This window comes from Bacillus sp. ISL-18, from assembly GCF_018613415.1.
Taxonomy (GTDB): domain Bacteria; phylum Bacillota; class Bacilli; order Bacillales; family Cytobacillaceae; genus Neobacillus.
The window spans coordinates 817041-833882 of record NZ_JAGGQG010000002.1; the positions used below are offsets into that span (position 1 = coordinate 817041).

Annotated in this window: 13 protein-coding genes; all 13 read left to right on the forward strand. The window is 39.9% G+C overall.

Going from position 1 to position 16842, the window contains the following annotated elements; translation table 11 throughout:
• Window positions 1-11 precede the first annotated feature (11 nt).
• Window positions 12-1205, forward strand: a complete 1194-nt coding sequence (locus J7E81_RS04055) for an acyl-CoA dehydrogenase family protein (protein ID WP_215040838.1) — start codon at window positions 12-14, stop codon at window positions 1203-1205.
• A gap of 93 nt (window positions 1206-1298) precedes the next feature.
• Entirely contained in the window at window positions 1299-2252 is a 954-nt protein-coding gene (locus tag J7E81_RS04060; RefSeq protein ID WP_215040839.1) for a VOC family protein, read from the forward strand.
• A gap of 45 nt (window positions 2253-2297) precedes the next feature.
• Entirely contained in the window at window positions 2298-2780 is a 483-nt protein-coding gene (locus tag J7E81_RS04065; protein WP_215040840.1) for a flavin reductase family protein, read from the forward strand.
• A gap of 92 nt (window positions 2781-2872) precedes the next feature.
• On the forward strand, window positions 2873-4732 hold the full coding sequence (locus tag J7E81_RS04070; protein WP_215040841.1) for a V4R domain-containing protein: 1860 nt from the start codon (window positions 2873-2875) through the stop codon (window positions 4730-4732).
• 381 nt (window positions 4733-5113) lie between these two features.
• Window positions 5114-6427: an MFS transporter gene (locus tag J7E81_RS04075; protein WP_215040842.1), complete on the forward strand. Its 1314-nt coding sequence runs from the start codon at window positions 5114-5116 to the stop codon at window positions 6425-6427.
• Window positions 6428-6651: 224 nt separating this feature from the next.
• Window positions 6652-7491, forward strand: a complete 840-nt coding sequence (locus J7E81_RS04080) for an alpha/beta fold hydrolase (protein ID WP_215040843.1) — start codon at window positions 6652-6654, stop codon at window positions 7489-7491.
• Between the two features lie 14 nt (window positions 7492-7505).
• Window positions 7506-8459: a VOC family protein gene (locus J7E81_RS04085; protein WP_215040844.1), complete on the forward strand. Its 954-nt coding sequence runs from the start codon at window positions 7506-7508 to the stop codon at window positions 8457-8459.
• A gap of 59 nt (window positions 8460-8518) precedes the next feature.
• On the forward strand, window positions 8519-10018 hold the full coding sequence (gene tcuA / locus J7E81_RS04090) for an FAD-dependent tricarballylate dehydrogenase TcuA (RefSeq protein ID WP_215040845.1): 1500 nt from the start codon (window positions 8519-8521) through the stop codon (window positions 10016-10018).
• A 55-nt stretch (window positions 10019-10073) separates the two neighbouring features.
• Window positions 10074-11246, forward strand: coding sequence for an acyl-CoA dehydrogenase family protein (locus J7E81_RS04095; RefSeq protein WP_215040846.1), 1173 nt, complete (start codon window positions 10074-10076; stop codon window positions 11244-11246).
• Window positions 11247-11277: 31 nt separating this feature from the next.
• Window positions 11278-12147, forward strand: a complete 870-nt coding sequence (locus J7E81_RS04100; RefSeq protein ID WP_215040847.1) for an FAD synthetase family protein — start codon at window positions 11278-11280, stop codon at window positions 12145-12147.
• 461 nt (window positions 12148-12608) lie between these two features.
• Window positions 12609-13304 (forward strand): GntR family transcriptional regulator, encoded by a 696-nt coding sequence (locus J7E81_RS04105; protein ID WP_215040848.1) that lies wholly within the window; start codon window positions 12609-12611, stop codon window positions 13302-13304.
• 480 nt (window positions 13305-13784) lie between these two features.
• Entirely contained in the window at window positions 13785-15299 is a 1515-nt protein-coding gene (gene tcuA / locus J7E81_RS04110; protein WP_215040849.1) for an FAD-dependent tricarballylate dehydrogenase TcuA, read from the forward strand.
• Window positions 15280-16842, forward strand: coding sequence for an ABC transporter substrate-binding protein (locus tag J7E81_RS04115; protein ID WP_215040850.1), 1563 nt, complete (start codon window positions 15280-15282; stop codon window positions 16840-16842). The genes tcuA (J7E81_RS04110) and J7E81_RS04115 overlap by 20 nt, the downstream gene beginning before the upstream one ends.

Sequence of the window (16842 nt, forward strand, 5' to 3'; positions counted from 1 at the left end):
AGGTCCTATTAATGGAGCAAAGTGTGGTTGAATTAAAAAAAGAATTGGTGGAGAATGCTCGGTCCCTGATCCCAACATTACGGGAACATAGTGAGGAAATTGAAAAAACAAATACGTTACCCCAGGTAATTATTGAGGAAATGAAAAATAAAGGCACCCTTAAAGTGTTACGCCCTCATCTCTTTGGCGGTTATCAAACCAATATGCGGACATATACCGAGGTTGTAACGGAAATTTCACGAGGTAATGGATCGGCTGGCTGGTTTGTGGCGTTAAGTAATATACGGGATTATATGATCTCTTATACGTTTGGTGAAAAGGCACTAAGTGAAATTTATCCTCCTGGAAAAGATGTAGTGCTGGCCGGTAACTTTAAGCCAATCAAATGCAATATTAAAAAAGTAGATGGCGGCTATTTTATCGAAGAAGCACAATGGCCGTTTGTTTCCGGCAGTCCCCACGCTGACTGGTGCTATTTTGGCTTCCCGCTTGTCGATGACAACGGCGGGATCGAGATGGCAATTATGGTAATTCCACGGGACGAACTAGAAGTACTAGATGACTGGTATGTAATGGGTCTTAAGGGATCAGGCAGTAATAGCTGCAAAATCCAAAACGTCTTTGTTCCTGAACATCGCGTGTCGTTGGATCGTCTGGCAAGTAAAGGTCATTATTTAATTGACCCGCTTAAGGATGTTGGATTATATCGTTCGTCCTTTGTGCCATCACTAACCTTATCGATCGTTGCCCCGGCATTAGGACTTGCTCAGGCTGCAATGGATTTATATATGGAGAGACTTCCAAAGGCTGGAATTGGGAACACCTTCTACAATAAGCAAAACGAGGCACCAATCACTCATCTGCAGGTTGCGCAGGCACAGCTTAAAATTGATTCGGCAGAACTTCATCTCTATCGGGCTGTAGACAAGATTGATGATTATGCAGAACGGGGAGTCGAAATGGATAAAGCTGAAATTGTCAAAGTGAAAGCGGACTTTGGTTATGTAAATCAATTATGTAAGGAAGCGATTGATCTCCTTGTTGCTGGAGTAGGTTCGATGTTCACTTATGAGACAAACGCATTGCAAAGGGTTTATCGGGATTTCTTGACGATGCATTTACACGGCTTTATCACTCCATCCAGTTTAATAGAAACGTACGGCAGAATACTGTGCGGACAGGAACCGAACACTTATTTTGTATAAACAATACTTCTAGAGTAGGACCAACAGGCTAGCGCAATTTCTTTGAAAAAATGTAAGGGCTTTCCTAATAAAAATAGTCTAGGAGGATTTAAAATGAGTTTACCAGAGATTGCAAAGTTAGGACATGTCGCATTAGTGACGGAAGACTTAGAGAAATCACTTTGGTTTTATAAGGATGTCATCGGCCTCGAAGAAACTGAAGTGGTAGACGGGACCCATTATTTACGTGCTTGGGGAGATTTTGAACACCATACCCTTTCAGTCAAAGCAGGAGGCAAAAATCATCTCGACCATATCGCCTGGAGAACCAAGCGCCCTGAGGATGTAGAAGGTTTTGCAAATCTATTAACAGAAGCAGGGACAGAAGTTACTTGGATTGAGGCAGGAGTGGAGGCCGGGCAAGGCAGAGCCATACGTTTTCAATTACCGAGTGAACACCGCTTTGAAATTTACTATGATATGGAAAAAACGTTAGCTGAGCCATCAAAACGTTCCGTCTTGAAGAATCAAACCTATAAATCCTGGGCCCGCGGGGTATCGCCGCGTCGCATTGACCACGTAAACCTGTTAACATCTCTCAAAGCGAATGTGATTTCAGACTACTTAAAGGAGAAGTTAGGTTTTAAAATGAGGGAATACGTAAAAGCACCAGATGATTCGTTAGTGGGGGCTTGGTTAAGTGTAACGCCATTGGTTCATGATATCGCCGTCAGCCATGATCCATTCTCACCAACAACACACCAAATCCATCATATTTCCTATTGGCTCGATAATTCCCAGGACCTGTTAAGAGCCGCCGATATTTTAAAAGAGAATGGAATCTTCTTTAAAGGACCTGGTAAGCATGGAATTTCACAAGCTATGTATATCTACGCCATCGATCCAGGCAGCGGATTACGAATAGAATTGTTTACAAACGGTTACTTAATATTTGAACCTGACTGGGAGCCAATCGAATGGACATTGGATGAGATGGACATCGGCTTTACATTCTGGGGCGATCAAATGGACAATAAGCCAGAAAACAATCCAACAATAGAAGCATAGCGTTACAATATGACAAAGTTTAAAGATAGAAAGGGGAACAACGGGATGGATGATCGTCAATTTCGAACAGCAATGGGGAAATTTGCAACAGGTGTTACCGTGATTGCCACTGATGTGGATGGGGATGTACATGGAATGACAGCGAACGCCTTTATGTCTGTTTCACTCGACCCGAAGCTGGTTGTCATTTCGATTGGAGAAAGGGCTCGTATTCTTGAGAAAATTAAACAGAGTAAAACATTCTCTGTGAATATATTAGCGGCAGATCAACAAGAACTGTCGATGATTTTTGCAGGACAGCTAAAGGAGCACCGAGAGGTAATTTTTGACCGCCTTGATGGAAAGCCGGTATTAGCTGGTGCGGTTGCCCAAATCGCTTGTGAGGTATCAGCCGAACATGTGGAGGGGGACCATACCCTCTTTATTGGCAGGGTAACAGATATTCAGCTTGAAGATGCCGAACCGCTCATTTTTTACAGCGGCCGTTACCGTTCATTAACCGAAGAAGAAGCTGTAACGCTTAAATAACGATGTGTGTAAGACTCCTTGCAGAAAACGATAAGGAGTCTTTCTTTTATAAAGAATGCTTCGATTTTAATTAGTCGATAAGGGGTGTGGCCATGAAGGGGAACCTGGCTAGTATACTGGAGCTAACTACTAGTGAAGAAAAGAATAAAAAAATGATCACCACTTCCTCCGCCTTTGGACTGTTACGTAAAGGGATTATTGAGAATTTAGGAATGACACGGGCAAAGGGATTTCTGCTTCGTTACGGCTGGAGCCTTGGTGTTACCGATGCCGAGGAAGCAATGAAAAAAACTTCCAATATTGATGAACTCCTTCAGCAAGCTGCGATCCTTCATTTAAGCACAGGCCATATTAAAGATATTCAATCGGAACGAATTATCGAAATGAGCGATTCTGACACGATAAAATCGATTCTTGGCAAAGGAAAATGGATTGATTCCTTTGAAGCGAACGAACACTTAAAGCATCATGGTCAATCAGATATTCCAGCCTGTCATACCCTAACCGGCTATGCTAGCGGGTATATGTCTACGGTTTGCAAAAGAAGTGTCATTGTAAAAGAAATTAGCTGTATTGCCAAGGGGGATCCTGAATGCTGTTTCGAAGCGAGGCTGCAGGAAGATTGGGGTTCTGAGATCCAAGAGGAATTAAAATTTTATAACGAAATTAATATCATCGAGGAACTCGAGTATACCTACGAGCAATTGCTAGAGCAGCGTAAACTTGTGGAAATGGTTTCTAAATTCCATAAAAAACTAACGGAAAGTGTCTCAAATGGGAGTAATCTTCAAGATATAGCTGACATTACCTTTAAACTACTAGGCGTGCCCATTTCCATTGAAGATTTAGGCTTCCAAAAAATTGTTTATGCAGGAATAGAGAAAGAAGAGTACGAAAACTTGAGTCTCGAATTAAAGGATAGTTTGGTCCGAAAAAGTCGAAAAAACAACTCGAGTCTGCCAGTGTTTACTGAAACAACTAGATTGAAAACAGTTCACCAAGAACGCCTGATCACACCGATTATTGTCCAAAAAAAGGTAATTGGTTATTGCAGCTTCCTCTATCCCAAACGTTCTCGGGCTAGTAGAGAAGACAATAACATTATGTTTATTGAACGGGTAGCCAACGCCGCCTCTTTGTATCTCCTGAATGAAAAAACGAGTTTTGAAGCTCTGGAAAAAATGAAGGGTTACTTTTTGGAGCAAATCCTAAAACGCCAATATTCTGCCCGAGAAGAGGTAATCCATCGAGGCAGGTATATGGGGATTAATTTAGAAGAACCGTTTTTTGTGGCAGCATTAGACTTAAAGGAAAAGGGGAATACCTCAGGGATTAGGAAAGACCAATACGACCAATTTCTCGAGACCATTGCCAAGTATTTAGATATTCAGGGGTATAAAGCGTTAATTGGCCAATATGGAGGTCAAATTATTATGCTGATTCCCGAATCAGCTCAACTGTTAAGTCATCTTGGTAAAATGATAAAGCATGTCGAAACGACACATTCTCTCTATGAATGTAAAATGGGGATAAGTGACTCTGCTGAAGAGATTGAGAGCGTTCTGGAAAGCTTAGAAGAATCATTGATTGCCTTAAGGATGGCAACAGGAAAAAAGATTATTCATTTTAAAGATTTAGGAATTGTCGGTGTGTTGATTAATTCCAAAAATGTCAGCGGAATTAAGAAAATAGCTAAACAAGAATTAGGACCGCTCTTTAAATTAGGCGAGGCCAAACAAAAGGAATTAGTTAAAACTCTCTACGTGTTTCTAGCGAATGGAGGTAAGCTGCAGCAAACGATGGATGATTTGGCTCTATCCATGAGTGGTCTGATGTATCGAATCAATAAAATTGAAAGCCTGCTTCAAAAAGATTTACGTGATTCCACTCAAAGTTATCAGTTGCAGTTAATTTTAGATTCTCTTTTGGCATTAGGGGAGCTAGATATTTAATCCTGCGAAGCATTCCATCAAGAGGAGTGCTTTTTTTGTTAGCTGCGTTAAACTTGAATGTTGATTTCCGCTCCAGGCGGCAAGCGGTTCGCGGGCGTGCCGGGGAGCCTCCTCGGCGCTTGCGCCTGCGGGGTCTCCCCTGCCCCTTACTCCCGCAGGAGTCTTCGCCGCCTTCCGCTCCAATCAACATGGCTCAAAATCAACAGTATCCTTTAATACTACCTTTTTTAAAACCAATAAAGACTTCCGAAAAATTATTTCCAATATAAATTAGTTAAAAATCACAAGATGTTAACTACTTTTTATTCTAGTAATAGTTAATTGAATTTTCTAAAATCAATAAATGTAAGGGTTTTCATTAACGAATAGGGGGAAACGATATTGAATCAAGCTCAATCGATTGAAAAAAGTACGGTCAAGAAAACGATGAACAGGATTTTGCCGTTTATTTTACTTTTATATGTTGTGGCTTTCTTGGACAGGGTTAATATGGGCTATGCTGCCTTAGAAATGAATGCTGATTTGTCCTTAACCGCAGAGGCATTTGGCTTGCTGTCAGGCTTATTCTTTATCAGTTATTTTATCTTTGAAGTTCCAAGTAATTTGATTATGCACAAAGTCGGGGCAAAATTGTGGATTTCACGAATTATGATTTCGTGGGGCATTGTGGTGATCTTAACAGCATTTATTCAATCGGCCACTCACTTATACATTTTGCGGTTTTTACTGGGCGCAGCTGAGGCAGGCTTTGTTCCTGGAATCGTCCTTTATTTAACGTATTGGTTTCGAAGCCGTGAGAGGGGGCGGGCAACCGCGTTATTTTTCGTTGCCTTGCCATTAAGTGCGTTAATTGGAGCACCACTGTCAACCTGGATTATGGACACCATTTCGTGGGGAGGTTTAGCAGGCTGGAGATGGATGTTTATTATCGAAGGTATTCCGGCCGTACTTTTGGGGATTGTCGTTCTATTTTATTTGACCAATAAACCGGCCAATGCCAAGTGGTTAACCGAAGCGGAAAAGACCTGGCTCGAAGGGGAATTGGACAAGGAGCGAGCCTTAAGTGCAAAGTTAAATAAAACCTCCCATCTAGGTATGTTGAAGGATTCAAAAGTATGGAAGTTAGCTTTATTTAATATTGCTGGTTTTATTGCAGTCAATGCCTTGTCGTACTGGATGCCAACAATCATTAAATCTTTATCGGCCTCTTCAACAACCAACCTGCAGATCGGCTGGCTAGCCATGATACCTTCGATTATAGCTATTCCCTCTATTCTATTTACGGGTTGGAACGCGGACCGAACGAATTCACACAAATGGCATTTGGCGGCATGTGTAACCGTGGCGATGGTCGGCTTTTTAGGTTGTGCCTTCGTGTCAAGCGTTCCCATGATGGTTTTGATGCTTTCGATTACTTCTGCAGGACTATATGGAATATCCGGAACTTTTTATGCCTATATTACTTTCTTCTTCTCTGAATCAACGGCACCAGCCGGCATCGCCTTAGTAAGCACTCTTTCCTCATTAGGCGGATTCGTGGGGCCGATGATTATGGGTGTTTTCAATTTTACCCAAGCCATGTTCATCATCGCAGGCTTCCTTTTAATCAGCTTGATTACACTTACAACTTTAAAATTATTCCCTAATAATAAGACTGATCTGGCCGAAGACAATATCATAGAAGTACCAAATTAATAGAATCAGTAAGTGACCTACTTTAGTCCGGGCGTATAACCCGGATTTTCTTATGTAAAAGTTAAACCAAAACCAATAAAAAATAGTTGAAAATTGAATTAAATCAAATGGTTTTTTCTCTAGAATTAAAACACTCAATTTTCTAAAATTTAAATCAAGAACAAGATTAAGAATAAATGTAAAGGGTTTCATTAACACCTTACCTAAAGAAGGGAGAATTTAATTTGGATCAGATTAAACAAAAAGTAATTAAAACCAAAAACTTTGAAACATTTCTTAATCGTACAGGGGAAGGAAACTCTGAGGCCATTTTATTTTTACACGGATCTGGCCCGGGGGTGTACGCATGGGCGAATTGGCGTTATGCCTTAAACGCCTGCAGTGAGCACTATGATTGCCTTGCTCCTGACCTGCTTGGTTTTGGCAATAGCAGCCATCCCGAAACTCTGCCCAAGAATCGCCAGGGCTGGGCCGATCTTTGGGTCAATCAAATCATCGAACTGTTGGATGAATTGGGAATTCAAAAAGCTCATGTAGTAGGCAATTCGTTAGGTTGTTCGATCGCTCTAGAATTGCTCTTGGAGCATCCGGAACGGTTTAGCAGTGTTGTCTTGATGGGGCCTGGCGGGACGCCTAATACCAAACTTAGTACGGAGCTTGCCCGTGCGAAGGGATTCTATGAGAATCCGTCGGAAAAGAAAATGCGCCAGATTATGAGCTGGTTTGTCTATGATGCTGAAAAACTAGCACCGGAAATTGATGCCTTGGCAGAATCCCGTTATGAAACGGCAATGCGTCCGGAAATTCAACGCTCCAATGATGCCATCTTTGCTACTGCTGCTGTTCCCGTCCCTGTTACGGCTTTAAAACGAATTCAGCACCCCGTTTTATTAGTACACGGACGAGACGATATGGTTTGCTCGATTGAATCAAGCTATTACTTGCTATCTTATTTGCCAAATGTCCAGCTTCATGTCTACGGTCAAACAGGACATTGGACGCAAATTGAACAGAAAGATAGTTTTAATCAATTAATCCAAGATTATTTTTCTAATAAACTCTAATGGAGGTTTTGGGAATGACTTTACCGGAAATTGCAAAGCTGGGACATGTGGCCCTTGTTACACCTGACCTTGAAAAATCACTGTGGTTTTTCAGGGATGTAATAGGCTTGGAAGTAACCGAAGAGAAAAATGGAATCTATTATTTGCGCGCCTGGGGGGACTTTGAACATCATACGCTTTCCCTTACAGCGGGGGACCGAGGCTATATTGACCACATTGCTTGGAGAACCAAACGTTCTGAGGATGTTGAAGGATTTGCGCAGTTGTTAGAAAAGGCTGGAACAGAAGTCAGATGGATTGAAGCAGGCGAAGAGACAGGGCAAGGACGGGCCATCCGGTTTAAATTGCCGAGTCAGCATTCTTTTGAAATCTATTATGACGTAGAAAAACCAAAGGCAGATGAAAAGAGACGATCCGTCTTGAAAAACCAGACCTATAAATCATGGGCCCGCGGCTGTTCGCCTCGAAGATTTGATCATGTCAATATTGCTACTTCGATGGATGTTGGTGAAATTCTTGATTACTTAGGGAGTCAGCTCGGCTTTAAACTCCGTGAATATGTGAAATACAATAATGGAAAAAAAGTGGCAGGCTGGATGAGTGTCACTCCATTGGTTCATGATATTGCCGTTATCTCGAGACCGCAGGCAGAAACGCCAAACCAGCTGCATCATATTTCGTATTGGCATGATAACGCCCAAGACATTTTAAGGGCTGCTGATATTTTAAAAGAAAATGGCATTAATTTTATCGGACCTGGAAAGCATGGTGTATCTCAAGCGTTTTATCTCTATGTATTGGATCCTGGAAGCGGCTGCCGTGTCGAATTGTTTAGCGGTTCCTACTTAATACTAGAGCCCGATTGGGAGCCGGTTGAGTGGACAGAAGCAGAGCACTCGATTGGTAATACCTACTGGGGGGATTCTGTGATGGATAAGGAAATGAATAAACCGACCATTGAAGCTTAATTAAAGTGCTGACTCATCACCATATTGAGTCAGCTTTTTTAAAAGAAAGGGAGAGGTCTGTGACTGAAATACGAAAATTTGAAACAGATATAGTGGTTATTGGAGCTGGAAATGCTGCTATGTGTGCGGCCATATCCGCACGAGAAAATGGCGCTTCGGTCATGGTGCTGGAAAAGGCACCTGAATCCGATAAAGGCGGAAATAGCACATTCACCCATGGTTCGATTCGGTTTGCTTATGAGGGCAATGAAGACTTACAACAAATCATGCCTGATCTGACTGCAGAAGATTTTGCCATCACAGACTTCGGATCCTATCCGGAAGAGGAATTTTTTAATGATATGTGCCGCATGACGGAATACCGTACCGACCCAGAGCTCGCATCACTCCTAACTGGCAATAGTTTTGAAACGATGAAATGGCTGGTATCCCATAAGGTACGATTTGTGCCGATTTATGGCCGACAAGCATTTAAAGTAGATGGTAAATTCAAATTTTGGGGCGGGATGATTGCAGAATCGGTCGGAGGCGGTCCAGGTTTAGTCGGGTCACTGCACGAGGAAGCCTCGCGGTTAGGTGTGCAAGTATTATTTAATGCCATGGCGTCAGAACTGATTCATGATGATGATGGAGTCCATGGGGTTATTTTTAAACATAAAGGGAGAACCTCGGAAGTTCGTGCTAAAGCAGTAATCTTAGCTTCCGGGGGCTTTCACGCCAACCCGGAAATGCGGACACGGTATTTAGGTCCGAAATGGGATTTAGCTCATGCAAGAGGCAGCCGTTATAACACGGGTGAAGGGATTCAAATGGCATTAAATATTGGTGCAATTGCCAGTGGAAACTGGTCAGGCTGCCATTCGGTGGGCGGAGACCGGTACCTGCCGGAATTCACGGAAGGCTTTCAAAGGCTAAGCTATCCATTTGGCATTATCGTAAATGCGGAGGGCAAACGCTTTGTTGATGAAGGCGCAGACTTTCGCAACTATACGTATGCAAAATACGGCAAGCTGATACTGGAACAGCCTAGCCAATTTGCCTGGCAGATTTTCGATCAAAAGGTGTCAGGTCTATTACGGGAAGAATATCGTGGCAAACAAGTAACAAAAGTCAAAGCAAATACATTGGAAGAATTGGCCGAGAAGCTTGACGGTGTCGATCCTAACGGATTTTTACAAACTGTCAAGGAGTACAATGAGGCGGTCCGGGCTGATATTCCGTTTAATCCTAATATCAAGGATGGCAAGTGTACAGAAGGGCTGGCGGTTAGGAAATCCAATTGGGCAAATACCCTGGATGAAGGCCCATTTGAAGCCTACGCTGTTACATGCGGCCTCACCTTTACTTTTGGCGGGTTGAAAATAAATTCGAACGGAGAAGTGCAGGACGTTTTATATCAATCGATTCCAGGGTTATATGCGGCTGGTGAACTGGTGGGCGGCTTATTCTACTTTAATTATCCTGGTGGTGCAGGCTTAATGGCAGGTTCTGTTTTTGGAAAAATTGCAGGCGAAAATGCTGCACGATTTGTCCATCTAGGAAAAGAAGAGTTGGTTTAACGGTAAAGATTAGTTGTTTTCTTGTTAGAGATAACATTAAAGAGGGGTGCGAAATATGGTAAACAATGTATTGGATGAAAACAAATCCGATTTGAGCTTGTTGTTAAAAGGGGCAGAAATGGTTGGCAAAATTGCAGAATCAGAAGCGCTCGAAGCAGACCAGAATAAAACCGTTTCAAAAAATGTCATTGATGCGATAAAAGAAGCTCGCTTATCCAAGTTATTACTGCCGAAAAAATATGGAGAGCCTCAAGTGAATTTAAGAGAGTATTCCCAGATTATCCACACGGTTGGAAAATATAATACCTCTGCTGCTTGGTTAACTTTTCTTTATTCCATTCATAATAGTTTAGTAGCATTTATGACGAAACAGGGAGCAGAAGAAGTGATTAATCAGGGGGGATTAATCGCAGATATCTTTGCTCCGATAGGGAAAGTGGAAAAGGATGGGGATGGTTTTCGGATCACTGGTAAGTATAGTTTTGTAAGCGGAATCTTATATAGCGACTGGGTGTCTCTTGCCGTCAAATTAAAATTAGACGGCAATGAAGAGAATGAGCTATGCATGCTGACATTACCGGTATCTGATGTACAAATAGTAGAAAATTGGGATACGTTAGGCCTTAGGGGAACAGGAAGCAACCAGGTAATTGTTGATAATGTCTACGTTCCAAAGCATCATCTTATACGGCTTACTGTTGCAGATCGTACAGGCAGACCTCCTGAAGGTTATGATAAAGACTATCCTCTTTATGATGTTCCATTTTTCTCATCTTTTTGTATTGGATTCCCTATGGTCGCACTAGGCGGCGCGGAGCGTTTACTAGAGGAATTTAAGAAACGGACGGAAAAGCGAGTCCGATTAGGAGGAAATTCTGCTAAAGATTCCCGTCATCAGGGAGTATTAGCTGAATTAACGATTAAATATTACGAATCAGAAGGTCTATTAGACAGATATATTTCTTTATTAGAAAACTATGAAATGGGCAAAGAAGATAAACGTGGTGAATTTGCTGCCATTAGGGCAAAAATCACGAAAAACGTAGCGGATATTGCAGTGAAAATTTTGTTGACACTTGGCGGATTTTCGATGTTTAAAGGAGATCCAATCGAAATGTTCATTCGCGATCTTTTGGCTGTATGTACACACCGATCCAATCTTTACGAAGACTCGGTTGAAGCATTTGGAAAAACACAATTTGGCTTTGATGTATCGATTAATGGGTAAGGCTTATGTGAACTAAGAAGGAGGCACCTGCATGGAAACGATTTATTTGAATCCCGATAATCTGACACACTGGCAGCAAAAGGCAGAACCGAGCGTCATGGCGCTAGGATTTTTTGACGGCATTCATATCGGTCACCGTGAAGTCATTCAAACCGCTTTTAGGAAGGCAAAAGAGGAAAATCTACTTTTAACGGTAATGAGTTTTTTTCCGCATCCCAAAACCGTTTTATCAAATGGAAAAACAAAAGTAGAATATCTAATGCCGTTACCTGAGAAAGAGAAACTGTTCTCTGAACTTGGTGTCGATCTATTTTATATTGTTGAATTCGATCGGGAGTTCGCATCGCTGTCGCCAGAAAAGTTTGCTGCTAAATATATACTCAATCTCGGTGTCGTCCATGCAGTTGCAGGTTTTGATTATACGTACGGCTTTCGCGGTGAAGGGAATATGGATCGATTGAAACGAGATTCAGGCGGAGTCCTCGAAGTTACGAAAGTCAATAAAGTTGAATGCCGTGGTGAGAAAATTAGTTCAACAAGCATTCGGGAAAAATTAGCAAAGGGAATTGTAGAAGACTTGCCTGCCTTTTTAGGACGGTCTTATGAAGTGGGCTGTGAATGGGACGGCAGTGCATTAAAAGTTAAACCTTATTATACCCTGCCAGGTCAGGGCAAATATGCTGTTACGTTAACAAGTGGATGTCATTCACAAGAAATAGAGGTATTTGTGACAGGTGAAAACAAAATGATTCCACTTCTAAATGTTTCGGAACGATTCATAAAGAGTGATACAGCGGTTTCGGTTACTTGGCACCAGCGGTTAACGAAAGATAGAAGGATTTCAATTAGCGAAAGGGATTGGTTACACTCTTCGAAATACAGTTTTGTTTGGAATGGATAATAAGATAAAAGAAGAAATATTCAGAGGTAGAAAACGGCAAATACTCTAAAATTTTTTTAAAAAATTAGCAAAAAGCTAACTTTGAACAGAACCCAAAAAGGTGGATTAAAATAGTAAACTAATTGCTAGGTGGTAAGAATTCTGTACTTTACAGGAGTCTTACCACCTAGTTTTTTTTCTTACGATTGAAATTTTAGTAACCAAATCTATCTGCCGAACTGCCGAAGCCTGAGTTTCGGAAAAACATGTGGATAAAAGTATATCACGTCAATTTAACATTTATTTTTAATAGGGAAAATAATAGTGGTTATTTGATTGTAAAAATATATTGACAATTAGAGCAAATTTCTAATAAAATTAGGCTAACACATATAATTGTATACAATTACACAAATGTACTGTTATACAATTTTATTTACACTATTAAAATTACTAAATTAACTAAAAAGGGAGCTTAAATAATGCTGAATTCATCTCAAATGAATCGGAGGTTATCTACAAAGGACTTTGTTTATTTCGAAATAAAGAAAAAAATTATTGAGGGTATCTTAGCTCCTGATCAACCAATTAATGAAGAGTATTTAGCAACTGAACTCAATATAAGCAGAACACCTATTAGAGAAGCCTTACAGAGGCTGGAAATCGAAGAACTTATCCAGAGGTTACCAAATGGGCGCCTTAAAGTAGCACCTATCTCAATTCAAGAGGTTGAGGAAATTTTTCATGTTAGAAGCTTACTTGAAGGGCTGATAGCTAGGGAGGCAACGACAAAGGCAACTGCAAACGATATACAAAAGTTAGGTCAATTTACTCAACTTATTGTCACTGCGGCTAATAATGATAGAGGAGAAGAAGTTGTTTATTATGGAAGTGAATTTCACTCATATCTTTATCAAATTAGCAAAAATAAAACTGCAAATAAGATTTTAAATCAACTTAATGATCACATATCTAGATACCGTAGGTTAGGACCTATTAAAAATAATGAGAGAAGTAGAAAGGCCGCAAAAGAACACCAAGAAATGTTTGAAGCAATCTCCAATAAAAACCCCGATAAAGCTGAGAAATTAATGAGAGAACATATTAACAATAGTTTAAAGGCCGCGGTTCATACAATTGAAGTACATCTTCAACAAAATATTGATGAAAATAACTGATTAATAGCATCTTTAAGTAGAGCTCAAAAATTGAGCTCTTATAATATAAGTTAAATTTTCGAAATATTTAAAATAGATAGATGATAGTGATTGCTCATTTTAATATCCAATACAACCCTAAATTTTAGGAAACAAATAAAGAGAGATAATACCATTGGATTAAATTATCCCGGAAGAAATGGCATTTTAACCAGAACCCCCCGTGCTACATTACATTTGGCTCTGGTTGTGATTAAATAAACAAAATTGAGTTCAGTCAATTGATTTTTCAAATGTCATAGCCATTTCATCCTTGTTCAAAATGAATACGTTTACATTTTTGGAGGTTGATGCATTTGGGAATTTTGTAGACTAGTTGATTTTTAGTGTTCCTCATGTCAATAGAAAACTAATGTCCATAAAAGGCATGAGATTGTGCAGGCTGTCCTAATTAGATCCTTAAAAAATTTTGGGGGAAATTTACGAAAGAAGGGGAAATATGTGAATGCAGAAAGGAAATATGAAACAGATATTGTAATTGTTGGGGCGGGGAATGCTGCCATGTGTGATGCTATTGCAGCAAGGGAGCAGGGAGCCAACGTTATTGTCCTAGAAAAGTCACCTGAAAATGAAAAAGGTGGAAACAGTGCTTACACCCATGGATCTATTAGGTTCGCCTATAACTGTATAGAAGATCTAATACAAATTATGCCGGACCTTACAACTGAAGAAATTGAGAATACAGACTTCGGAATTTACTCTGAAGAGAATTTCTACGATGATTTATGTCGACTAAGTGAATATAGGACTGATCCTGAATTATCATCACTATTAGCAAGTAAAAGTTTTGAAACGATGAAATGGCTTAGATCTCATAAGATTAGATTTGTGCCTATGTATGGTCGTCAGGCTTTTAAGGTGAATGGAAAATTCAAATTTTGGGGTGGGATGGTTGTCGAATCAGTAGGTGGTGGGAATGGTTTAATAGAAACTCTTCATAATGAAGGAAAAAATTTAGGGATTCAAATACTTTATAATGCTATGGCTACAAAGCTTATACATGATGATAAGGGTGTCCATGGAGTTGTTTTTAAGCATCATGGCGAAACAAAAGAAATTTATTCAAAATCAGTGATTTTAGCTTCCGGAGGATTTCATGCTAACACAGAAATGAGAACTCGATATTTAGGTCAAAAATGGGATATAGCAAAAGTTAGAGGGAGTCGCTTTAATACAGGGGAAGGTATCCAAATGGCATTAGATATTGGTGCTGTTTCCCATGGAAACTGGTCAGGAGCACATGCAGTTGGTGGAGATCGATATGCACCAGAATTTGGTGAAGGTTTTCAAAAGCTAAGCTATCCTTTCGGAATTATAGTAAATGCAAAGGGGGAGCGTTTTGTAGATGAGGGCTCTGATTTTCGCAATTATACCTACGCGAATATTGGAAAACTAATACTAGAACAACCCGGACAATTTGCCTGGCAAATATTTGATAACAAGGTATCCCATCTTTTACGTGATGAATATAAACTTAGACAGGTTACTAAGGTAACAGCAAATTCAATAGAAGAATTAGCTAAAAAACTTGATGATATTGACCCTGACGGTCTTTTACAAACAATAAAGCAATACAATGCATCTATTCGCAACGACATACCATTTAACCCCAATATTAAAGACGGTCGATGTACAAAAGGGTTATCAATAAACAAATCAAATTGGGCTAATACTTTGGATCAGGCTCCTTTTGAAGCATATGCAGTTACATGTGGCATTACCTTCACATACGGGGGGCTACGGATTAACTCTAATTCTGAGGTTCAGGATACATTGCTGCAATCCATTTCAGGATTGTATGCAGCTGGAGAACTAGTAGGTGGACTATTCTATTTTAACTACCCAGGTGGCGCTGGGTTAATGGCAGGCTCTGTTTTTGGGAAAATTGCGGGCGAGAAAGCAGCTCAATTTGCAAGTTATAGGGGGAATAATCAATATGAAAAAAATCAAATTTAAAATGAGTTTTATAGTTTTATTATTAATTACATTTACAATCGTTTTAGGGGCTTGTTCCTCAAAAACTGACACAAAGGCTTTAGAAAACAGTAAAAAAGTGGTGGATGAAGGTACCCCTCAAAAAGGTGGAAATGCAACGATCGCTTATGAAACAGATGTAGCTAATTTTGATCCAATTAAGGCAAGCGGAGGAATTAATTTCCCTTTATTGTTTCCTGTCTATGACACTTTAATTCACTTTTCTCCTGATCTAGAGCCTCAACCAGGATTGGCCGTGTCTTGGAAATACTCAAATGATTCTACTTTGATTCTTACATTAAGGGAAAATGTTAAATTTCATGATGGTACTCCCTTCAATGCAGAAGCAGTAAAATTTAATATCGATCGCATAAATTCTGATAAATCTATGTTGACCGATTTGAAAAATATCATAAGTGTAAAAGTGATAGATGAGAAAACTGTTCAATTAAACTTAAAACAACCAGATTCATCAATTTTATTAGCGCTATCGGATCAAGCTGGAATGATGGTTTCACCAACTGCTGTTGAAAAAAACGGAGAAAGTTATTCTCAACATCCTATTGGAACTGGTCCATTTAAAATGTCAAGACATGTACCAAATGGTGAAATTGTTTACGAAGCAAATAAAGAATACTGGGATAAAGACCTTCCATATTTAGATAAAATGACGGTTAAAATTATGCCGGAAGAAACTACTAGAATAAATGCACTGAAATCAGGTGAAGTCGATTTTGCAGAAAATATTTCTCCTGGTACTGTTTCTTCACTAGTAAATGATAAAAATCTTAAAGTGTTACAAGAAATATCATTACCATTTAAAATGTTGTATTTAAATGATGCTAAAGCTCCGCTAGATAACAAAGCCGTACGACAAGCCATTAATTTTGGTATTGATCGAGAAGCACTTATTAAAGCTATTAATTTTGGAATTGGGGAACCTGCATATCAGCCATTTCCAAAAGCATACTGGGCTGCAAATAAAGATTTAAAGATTAACTATGACCCGGAAAAAGCAAAACAAATTCTAAAAGAAGCTGGGATTAACAAAGTTTCATTTACTTTGGTGCATCATTCAATGGCCTATGATCAGAGGGTTGCTGAAGCAATAAAAAGTCAACTAGCGGAAATTGGAATTGAGGTTAAACTGCAAGCGATGGAGCAACAGGCTGCTCTAGCTAACTTTTGGGATGAAAAAAAAGCAAACAGCTTCCTTGGAAGATGGTCAGCCCGTCCAGATCCGCAGATTACAATGAAAGCATTATATTCTAGTGGGAGCTACTATAATACAGGCCATACCACAGCAGAAATTGATAAACTGATTGCTGAAGCGGGGAAGACTTATGATCAAGAAAAGCGTGCTAAATTATATAGGCAGATTAGCGAGAAAGCAATTTTAGAAGAAGCAATTGGAATCCCATTATTCTTTACGCCAAGAACAGCCATCATGAATCAATCGTTAAAGGGATATGTGCCAAATAAATTAGAAAAGCCAGTTTTTTCAACACTTTGGAAAAAGGAATAA